This is a genomic window from uncultured Winogradskyella sp. (assembly GCF_963975125.1).
In the GTDB taxonomy this organism is placed as follows: domain Bacteria; phylum Bacteroidota; class Bacteroidia; order Flavobacteriales; family Flavobacteriaceae; genus Winogradskyella.
This window is the reverse complement of sequence record NZ_CAXBGB010000009.1, coordinates 38,824-48,333: the sequence shown is the minus strand read 5'-3', so window position 1 is coordinate 48,333 and position 9,510 is coordinate 38,824. Positions and strand designations below refer to the sequence as shown.

The window sequence follows — 9,510 nt, the reverse complement described above, 5'->3', positions numbered from 1 at the left end:
GCCTTTATAAAGAGGCACATTCTCAATGATTTTAAATATTTTCGTAACTCTTTTATTAAACAGAGAGTCTAATTCAGATTGGGTAGAGGTCGCATCTTGGCAAAATGCAAAAAAGCCAAATAGGAATATAATAGGGGAAAATAAAGACTTCATAAAAATATTTAAACTGCCACAACACCCTTAATATGTGGATGCGGATTGTAATCCATAAGGGTGAAATCTTCAAATTTAAAGTCGAAGATATCTTTAATTTCAGGATTTAATACCATTTTTGGTAATGGTCTAATGTCTCGAGATAATTGTAATTCTAATTGCTCATAATGATTGCTATAGATATGAGCATCACCAAAAGTGTGGATAAAATCTCCAGCTTCGAATCCGCAAACCTGAGCCATCATCATAGTAAATAAAGCATAAGACGCAATATTGAAAGGAACGCCTAAAAAGATATCTGCACTACGTTGGTAGAGTTGACAAGATAGTTTACCACCTGCTACATAGAATTGAAAAAAGGCATGACATGGAGGTAAAGCTGCTTTGCCATTGGCTACATTATCAGTAAATGATTTAGAAGTATCTGGTAAAACTGAAGGATTCCATGCAGACACTAACATTCTACGACTGTTAGGATTATTTTTTAAAGTTGCGATAACCTCTTTAATCTGATCGATGTCTTCACTCGCCCAATTTCTCCATTGATGGCCGTATACTGGTCCAAGATCTCCATTGTCGTCAGCCCAATCATTCCAAATACGTACTCCGTTTTCGGTTAAATATTTTGTGTTTGTATCTCCTTTTAAGAACCAAAGGAGTTCATATATAATGGATTTTAGATGCAACTTTTTAGTTGTTACCATGGGAAAACCTTCACTTAAATCGAAACGCAATTGGTAACCAAAAACACTTTTTGTTCCTGTACCTGTTCTATCTCCTTTTTCGTTCCCTTCTGCTAAAACGTGTTTTACTAAGTTGTGATATTGTTTCATGTTCTCTTACTGCAAAAGCAGGAATCTCATTAAATTAAACTAAATTTTGTTGGATTTTGTTACAGAAATAGCACCAAAATGACCGATAACGAAATTAAATAAAAGCTTCAAATCATTAGACTTGAAGCTTTGTATAATATTAAAAGTTATTAACTATATAACCCGTTGTGCATTTTGATGAAACTCGTAGTTCGAGTGGATTTTACGATTGAAAATGAGTAAAATTTGTATCGAGAACAAGAATTTCAATACAAATATAGTTCTCGATACAATTTTTCGTACCTCAAAATCACTCGAACGGACGTCAATTTGTATTGTTTTTAGATTAAAAAGGCACAACGGGTTAACTATAAATTATGAGATTTATGCCCTCGCAGGAATTAGACTAGCCAATTATCATACCTGCAATAGTTGCAGAAATTAATGATGCTATTGTACCACCTAATAATGCTTTCATACCAAATTTAGATAATTGTTTACGTTGTCCTGGCGCTAAAGATCCAATACCGCCAATTTGTATACCAATAGAGGCAAAGTTGGCAAATCCACAAAGCATATAGGTTGCCATTATTATAGATTTATTATAAGTAAGATGTGTTGAGTTAGCTACATCTTTTAAATCAGCTAATTGAATATAGCCTATAAATTCACTTGCTGCCAGTTTAATACCTAAGAGTTGACCCATTAAGGCCATGTCTTCGGAGGCGACACCAATTAACCACATTAAAGGAGCAAATATATATCCTAAAAGAAACTCTAATGATAAGCTATCATAAGGTGTATTATTAGCAATGATTTCGTTTAGTGATGTAAAATGCCAATCAATATTTAGGACACCTATAGTAAACCCATCAAAACTTGCTACACCTCCTAAAATACCATTAATCATCGCAATAAAAGCAACGAATACTAAAAGCATTGCTCCAACATTTACGGCTAATTTTAAACCCTCTGTAGTACCATTGGCAATAGACTCTAAAATGTTTGAACCTATCTTTTCTTGTGATACTTCTACTTCAGTATTTACTTTTTCAGTTTGAGGAAATAATATTTTTGAAATAACTATAGCACCAGGTGCAGCCATTACAGAAGCTGCTAATAAATGCTTAGCATAAAACAATTGTAACTCCTTGTCTTCTCCACCTAAAAAGCCAATGTATGCGGCTAAAACAGCACCAGCTACAGTTGCCATACCACCTATCATAACTAAAAGTATTTCGGACTTATTCATTTTTTCTAAATAAGCCTTAATTAGTAATGGAGCTTCGGTCTGACCTAAGAAAATATTACCTGCAACACTTAGGCTTTCTGCACCAGAAATACCTAAAGCTTTTGTTAGCAACCAGCCCATCCCTTTTACGACTTTCTGAATGATACCTAAATAGAACAACACTGAAGTTAATGCTGAGAAGAAAATTATAGTTGGTAAAACTTGAAAAGCAAAAATAAAACCGAAAGAATTTACATCTAGCATGCCTCCAAACAAAAACTCACTTCCGGCTTGAGTAAAACCAAGAATAGCTATAAACCCTTCACCAACATATTCAAAAGCCGTTTTTACAAAAGTTATTTTTAAAACACCAACTGCTATTATGAGTTGAAATGCTAACCCAATTCCAACAGTTTTCCAATTAATTGCTTTACGATTACTACTAAATAAAAAGGAAATAAAAATTAAAGTTATCATCCCTAATATTCCTCGCCATAAACTGGAGAAAGTAAATCCCTGACTGGGAATAATACTGTCTGAAGCAGCTTTATCTTTAGTCTTTAGTATGTCTTTTTTAGCTGATACTAAATTAAAATGGATGTCTTTTCCTGAGAAAACTAAGGTAGAATCAGTGAGTTCTGAGATTTTATACCTTTTTATAGAGTTAATGGAGTCATTGTAATATAGTACCAGTAAGTTGTTCTGATACATGTAATCACCTTTTAAGTTTTTTTTAGAGTTTGAATAGAAGTTAAATTCTCCTTTTTTAAATTCGAGAGAGCTATAGATACTTTCTGATGATTGGGATTCCCATGTTTTTTCAAGTTCTTGTGCCGTAATTGATGAAAATCCAATAAAAATAGCAATAAAGGCCTTGAAAAAATGATTCATAAAAGTATATGTTAACTAGCGTTTAGAAATTTCGTCTCTTATTTTGGCTGCTTTTTCGTAATCTTCATTAGTTACAGCTTCATCTAAAAGGGAGTTAAGGTCTTCCAGTGATTTGTTTTTATAGCCTTCTTGTTCGAAAGTTACAGTTTCTATTTCTTCTGCAATTATATCATCAACGAGGATGCTATCTTGTTCTTCATCATCCTTTTTAGGATTAACTTTAAGATAGATTCCGGCTTTATCTAAAATGTTTTTATAAGTAAATATAGGTGCTTGAAAACGCAAAGCTAATGCAATAGCATCGCTTGTTCGGGCATCAATAATTTCTTCAATTTTATCGCGTTCGCAAATTAAACTAGAGTAAAATACACCATCAACCAACTTATGTATTATCACTTGTTTTACAACAACATCAAAGCGGTCAGCAAAATTTTTAAATAAATCGTGAGTAAGTGGTCGTGGTGGACGAATTTCTTTTTCTAAAGCAATAGCTATAGATTGTGCTTCGAAAGCTCCTATGACAATAGGTAATTTTCTGTCACCATCAACTTCATTTAAAATTAATGCGTAAGCACCATTCTGCGTTTGGCTGTATGAAATGCCTTTGATATTTAAACGAACTAAGCTCATATTTTATAAAACACAAAGAACTGTTTAAATTTGGACTTTACCAACTGCATAATGCACATTTGGATAATTCCTTCTATACTCTCGACGAAACGTAAGCTAATAAGAGAAATTCTAAATTTAAACAGCCCTTTAATATTACAAGGTAATAAAATTATGTATTTTGGGCTTTAAAAGCTTTTAATTTTTCAATGAGCTTTGGGACCACTTCGAAGGCGTCACCTACGACTCCATAATCTGCTGCCTTAAAGAATGGTGCTTCTGCATCTGTGTTGATTACTACTTTTACTTTAGAAGAATTGATGCCTGCTAAATGTTGAATTGCACCAGAAATACCTATTGCAATATATAGATTAGAAGCTACAGGTTTTCCTGTTTGCCCTACGTGTTCACTGTGCGGTCTCCAACCCAAATCTGAAACTGGCTTAGAACACGCCGTAGCTGCGCCTAATACGGAAGCGAGTTCTTCAATCATTCCCCAATTTTCTGGACCTTTTAATCCGCGTCCACCAGAAACTACGATTTCTGCATCTGCAATACTCACTTTATCCGTTACTCTATCAACAGACTCTACGCTTACGCCAGAATCTGGTAGTGATGGCGAAAAATCTTCAACAGTGGCACTTCCACCAGATTCTACCAAACCAAAAGAATTGTTAGATAAACCAACAACTTTTACATCTGTAGTAATCTCTGTATTAGCAAAGGCTTTATTTGTAAACACTGAACGCTTTACTGTAAAAGGAGACACGTTAGATGGTGTTTCAAAAACATTAGAAACATAACCAGCATCTAATCCTATGGCTAATAATGGAGCTAAATATTTACTATCTGCGCTAGAACTTAAAACGACAACTTTTGCGCTTTCTTGTTTTGCAGCTTGCTCAATTGCAGCAGCATAAATTTTTGCGTTAAATGCACTTAAGGCTTCATTTTTTATGGAAAGAACTTTAGATGCACCATAGTTTCCTAGGCTTTCAGCATTGTCTGTGTTAATGGCAACAGCAGTAACTGATGTTCCCATTTGATCTGCAATAGCTTTTGCATAAGAGACCACTTCTAAAGCCGTTTTCTTTAATTTTCCGCTTTCTGATTCTGTATATACTATAATGGACATAATTCTTTTTTTGTCATTCCTGCAATGGCAGGAATCTAATTTGTTATAATTTATTTGTGGATTCCTGCCTGCGCAGGAATGACAGACTATATAACTTTAGCTTCGTTATGAAGTAAGTTAACTAATTCATCAATATTATCTGCGTCTACCAATGTTACAGCACCTTTTGGAGCTGGTTTTTCAAAACTAGTTGCTTTTGTTTCAGCATTAGCATCAGTAGGTTCAACTACGGTTAATGGTTTTTTACGAGCCATCATAATACCTCTCATATTCGGAATACGTAAATCACTTTCCTCAACCAACCCTTTTTGTCCACCAATAACCAATGGTAAAGAAGTACTTACAGTTTCTTTTCCTCCGTCAATTTCTCTCACTGCTTTAGCATTTGTTCCGTCAATTTCTAAACCAATACAATTAGTTACAAAGTTGGCATTAACCATAGAAGCTAACATTCCTGGTACCATTGCTCCATTATAATCAATAGATTCTCTACCAGCAATTACCAAATCATAACCACCATCATTAACCACTTTTGCTAATTGTTTGGCAACAACAAAACCATCAGTCGCTTCAGTATTTACTCTAATTGCAGAATCTGCGCCAATCGCTAAGGCTTTTCTTAAAGTAGGTTCTGTTTCTGCACCACCAACATTAACAACATCTACGCTTGCACCTTGTTTTTCTTTAAACCACATAGCGCGAGTTAAACCAAATTCGTCATTAGGATTGATTACAAACTGAACACCATTAGTGTCAAATTTAGTATCACCATCCATGAAATTAATCTTTGAGGTTGTATCAGGAACATGACTAATACATACTAATATCTTCATAAAAAATTATTTATTTAAACGTCTTTTTTCTAGTGCACGAAGATAAATATAATAATTGAAATTTTACTATGCATGCATAGTAAAATTATTGTTTTAATAAATAATTTGTGTTTAGGTGTTAAATCAATAATTTAATGGCTTAAAGGGGTTTTGGATTTAATCAAAATTTTTAAATTTACTAGTCTCAATTTTATCCGCTTTATTATTGTAAAATAATAATGAATAATTCCTATTTTTGCTATTCGATTAAAAACTAGATAATGAAGACAATTCAATTTAGAGAAGCTATTTGCGAAGCCATGAGCGAAGAGATGCGCAGAGATGAAAGCATTTATTTAATGGGTGAAGAGGTTGCAGAATATAATGGTGCCTATAAAGCTTCAAAAGGAATGTTAGATGAGTTTGGTGCTAAGCGTGTTATTGATACACCAATTGCTGAGCTTGGTTTTGCTGGTATCGCAATTGGTTCTACAATGACAGGAAATCGTCCTATTGTTGAGTATATGACGTTTAACTTCTCTTTAGTTGGTATTGATCAAATTATTAATAATGCGGCTAAAATTAGACAAATGTCTGGTGGACAATTTAAATGTCCAATTGTGTTTAGAGGGCCAACAGGTTCTGCAGGTCAGTTAGGAGCAACACATTCACAAGCTTTTGAAAATTGGTTTGCCAACACGCCTGGTTTAAAAGTAATTATCCCTTCTAATCCTTATGATGCTAAAGGTTTATTGAAATCTGCAATTAGAGATGACGATCCTGTAATTTTTATGGAAAGTGAACAAATGTATGGAGATAAGGGAGAAGTGCCAGAAGGAGAATATACTGTGCCTATTGGAGTTGCCGAAATTAAACGCGAAGGTACAGATGTAACTATTGTATCTTTTGGAAAGATTATAAAAGAGGCATATAAAGCAGCTGACGAATTAGCTAAAGAAGATATTTCTTGCGAGATAATTGATTTGCGTACCATACGTCCTATGGACAGAAACGCCATTGTAAAATCGGTAAAGAAAACCAATCGCCTCGTTGTTTTAGAAGAGGCTTGGCCTTTTGGAAATGTGGCAACAGATATCACATACTTAGTACAATCAGAAGCGTTTGATTATTTAGATGCTCCTGTAGTAAAAATTAATACAGCAGATACTCCTGCACCATATTCACCAGTTTTATTAGCAGAATGGTTACCAAACAGTGACGACGTTGTTAAAGCAGTGAAAAAAGTAATGTACAAATAAATTGCAGTTTCCTGCGTTTAATTAACTTCATTAGTAACCTTAAGCTATAGTTTAGCATGGTTGTTGATGAAGTTTGTTTTTTAAATATGAAGATAAAACTACTTATAACCTTTTTAGGCCTCAGTTTTTTTTCTGCTCTTGCGCAGACTAAAGTTAGTGGTTACGTGTTCGATGAAAACAATACACCAATTCCTTTCGCCAATGTTTTGTTTAAGGGTTCAACTGAAGGTACCATCACTAATGAAGACGGAAAATTCTATTTAGAATCAGACGAAAAATGGGAAACTCTAATCGTTTCATTTTTGGGCTTCGAAAAGTTAGAGATAACTCTTAACAAGCGTGTTAATTACGATTTAAAATTTATTTTAAAAGAAGAAGCATCCTCACTTAACGAAGTGCTTATCGTTACAGGAAAGCAATCTAAAAAAGCTTCAGAAAATCCTGCTATACGGCTTCTAAAAAAAATATGGGAACGTAAACGTCTCAATGGGTTAAGTCAGTTTAAGCAATATGAATATGATCAATATGAAAAAGTAGAGTTCGATTTAAATACCATCGATAGTGCTTTAATAAAGAGCAAACTCTTTAAAGGTATGGAGTTTGTTTTTGAAGAAGTAGATACCTCAAGTGTAACAGGGAAAACTTATTTGCCTATTTTCTTAAATGAATCGGTAAAAAAAATATCTGGTGATAATGTTATTAATAAAGAGCGCGAAGATTTATTAGGAAATAAAAATTCGGGATTTAGTAATAATCAAGTGATTATAGATTTTATAGACGATTTGTATTCAGAATACAACGTCTATGATAACTACCTTAAGTTTTTCGATAAAAGCTTTGTAAGCCCATTAAGTCGTACCGGAATACAGACCTATAATTATGTGTTATCAGATAGTGCTTTTATAGATAACAAATGGTGCTATAACATTATCTATTATCCAAGACGTAAAAATGAATTGACTTTTAAAGGTGATTTTTGGGTCAATGATTCTACTTATGCGATTAAGGAAATTAATCTTCAAGCGTCTAAAAGTGCCAATATTAACTGGGTAAAAGAAATTTATATTGAACAGGAGTTCGAAGTACTTAATGATTCGGTATTCCTAATAAAGCGCGATTATTTTTTGTCTGACTTTGCTTTAAATAAAAAGGAAAAGTCTAGAGGTGTTTACGGAAAACGAACCACGCTTTATGATAATTATGAATTCAATCATCCAAAGGATAAAGAATATTATGAAAAGGTTGTTTATAATTATGAAGAGGATGTTTATAATAGAGAAGATGACTTTTGGCAAAAGAATAGACTAGAAGTTTTAAATAAGGATGAAAAAGGGGTTTACAAAATGTTAGACACCCTTAAAACGGTTAAAAAATTTAAACGCCTTTATAACTTAGGAAGTATTTTGGCTTCTGGATATGTTGAGTTTCCGAGTATTAATTTTGATTATGGTCCAATTTTTTCAACATTTGGATTTAATGAGGTTGAAGGTCTTAGACTAAGAACAGGTGGTAGAACTTATTTTGGGCCAAATGATATTTGGAGATTAGAAGGTTTTATTGCCTATGGGTTTAGGGATGATAAATTTAAATATGGTATTTCTGGTAAATGGTTGCTAGACAAACGGAGTCGATTGACACTATTTGGTGGAAATAGGCGAGATGTAGAACAAATAGGCGCAAGTTTAACAAGTTCTACAGACGTTTTGGGTCGAAGTTTAGCATCGTCTTCTGTTATAAGTACTGGTGCTAATGATAAATTAACCAATATAAGCTTAACAAATCTCGGAATGTCCATTGAGCCTGCAAGAAATTTTGAAGTTAGACTAGATGGAAGCTTTAGGGAATTACGTTCTGCATCACCAACATTCAGTTTAGATTATAATGATTTAGAATCTCCAACAGGTATTTCATCTGAAGTAAAACAGTTTGAAAGTCGTTTATCATTGGCTTATTACCCAAAGCGACAAATGACTGGTTTTGGTGTAGAGCGAAAAAATAAAAATGATAATTTTGCGCGTCTTTTTGCGCAAGTTAGTAAAGGAGATCGCAATTGGTTTGATAGTGATTTTAATTATACTAAAGTGCAGTTTTCGTACATTAAACCATGGCAAGTGGGTGGTTTTGGGCGTTTAACAACGTCTATTGAAGCTGGTAAAACTTTTGGTGAAGTTCCGTTATCTTTATTAAGCGTTGTTCCAGGTAATCAGACTTATTTTTCAATTTATAATACCTTTTCACAGCTCGATTTTTACGAATTTGTTACAGATACCTATACATCAATGCACTTAGAGCATAATTTTAATGGTCGTGTATTTTCACGCATTCCATTTTTAAAGAAATATAATCTTAGAGCTATTTTGAGTTTAAGAGGTGTTTGGGGCGAATTGTCTGATGAAAATATTGCGTTAAGTACCACAGGAAATGTGGTTGAATTTCCACTAATAGCTCCAGACTCGCGTGCTTACTATGAGTACAGTTTTGGTGTGGCCAATATTTTTAAAGTATTACGATTAGATTTTAACTTTAGAGGTAACTATTTAGATAATCCAGGCGCGAGACGTTTTGGTGTTACAGGTAGTTTTGGTTTTTATTTTTAACTTAATATCAA

7 protein-coding genes are annotated in these 9,510 nt (G+C 33.6%); 2 read left to right on the top strand and 5 right to left on the bottom strand.

Annotated elements, in window-relative coordinates; all coding sequences use genetic code 11:
* Window positions 1-161: 161 nt before the first annotated feature.
* The 5 genes from AAC053_RS02705 to AAC053_RS02685 form a co-directional block, all read right to left on the bottom strand.
* Window positions 162-986 carry a thymidylate synthase gene (locus tag AAC053_RS02705; RefSeq protein ID WP_339752473.1) on the bottom strand — a complete coding sequence of 275 codons (825 nt, stop codon included), beginning with the start codon at window positions 984-986 and terminating at the stop codon, window positions 162-164.
* 385 nt (window positions 987-1,371) lie between these two features.
* Window positions 1,372-3,087 (bottom strand): nucleoside transporter C-terminal domain-containing protein, encoded by a 1,716-nt coding sequence (locus AAC053_RS02700; RefSeq protein ID WP_339752471.1) that lies wholly within the window; start codon window positions 3,085-3,087, stop codon window positions 1,372-1,374.
* Between the two features lie 15 nt (window positions 3,088-3,102).
* Window positions 3,103-3,717 (bottom strand): bifunctional nuclease family protein, encoded by a 615-nt coding sequence (locus tag AAC053_RS02695; protein WP_339752468.1) that lies wholly within the window; start codon window positions 3,715-3,717, stop codon window positions 3,103-3,105.
* Between the two features lie 151 nt (window positions 3,718-3,868).
* Window positions 3,869-4,831, bottom strand: coding sequence for an electron transfer flavoprotein subunit alpha/FixB family protein (locus AAC053_RS02690; RefSeq protein ID WP_339752466.1), 963 nt, complete (start codon window positions 4,829-4,831; stop codon window positions 3,869-3,871).
* An 86-nt stretch (window positions 4,832-4,917) separates the two neighbouring features.
* Window positions 4,918-5,664, bottom strand: a complete 747-nt coding sequence (locus AAC053_RS02685) for an electron transfer flavoprotein subunit beta/FixA family protein (protein ID WP_339752463.1) — start codon at window positions 5,662-5,664, stop codon at window positions 4,918-4,920.
* 260 nt (window positions 5,665-5,924) lie between these two features.
* Here AAC053_RS02685 and AAC053_RS02680 point away from each other — a divergent pair, with 260 nt between their 5' ends.
* Both AAC053_RS02680 and AAC053_RS02675 read left to right on the top strand, forming a co-directional pair.
* Window positions 5,925-6,902 (top strand): pyruvate dehydrogenase complex E1 component subunit beta, encoded by a 978-nt coding sequence (locus tag AAC053_RS02680; RefSeq protein WP_339752460.1) that lies wholly within the window; start codon window positions 5,925-5,927, stop codon window positions 6,900-6,902.
* A gap of 86 nt (window positions 6,903-6,988) precedes the next feature.
* Entirely contained in the window at window positions 6,989-9,499 is a 2,511-nt protein-coding gene (locus AAC053_RS02675; protein WP_339752458.1) for a DUF5686 family protein, read from the top strand.
* Window positions 9,500-9,510: the final 11 nt, after the last annotated feature.

Bases quoted from the DNA above. Each gene is read 5' to 3' on its own strand.
- AAC053_RS02705 (WP_339752473.1), bottom strand. From the start codon at position 986: ATGAAACAATATCACAACTTAGTAAAACACGTTTTAGCAGAAGGGAAC.
- AAC053_RS02680 (WP_339752460.1), top strand. From the start codon at position 5,925: ATGAAGACAATTCAATTTAGAGAAGCTATTTGCGAAGCCATGAGCGAA.
- AAC053_RS02685 (WP_339752463.1), bottom strand. From the start codon at position 5,664: ATGAAGATATTAGTATGTATTAGTCATGTTCCTGATACAACCTCAAAG.
- AAC053_RS02690 (WP_339752466.1), bottom strand. From the start codon at position 4,831: ATGTCCATTATAGTATATACAGAATCAGAAAGCGGAAAATTAAAGAAA.
- AAC053_RS02695 (WP_339752468.1), bottom strand. From the start codon at position 3,717: ATGAGCTTAGTTCGTTTAAATATCAAAGGCATTTCATACAGCCAAACG.
- AAC053_RS02700 (WP_339752471.1), bottom strand. From the start codon at position 3,087: ATGAATCATTTTTTCAAGGCCTTTATTGCTATTTTTATTGGATTTTCA.
- AAC053_RS02675 (WP_339752458.1), top strand. From the start codon at position 6,989: ATGAAGATAAAACTACTTATAACCTTTTTAGGCCTCAGTTTTTTTTCT.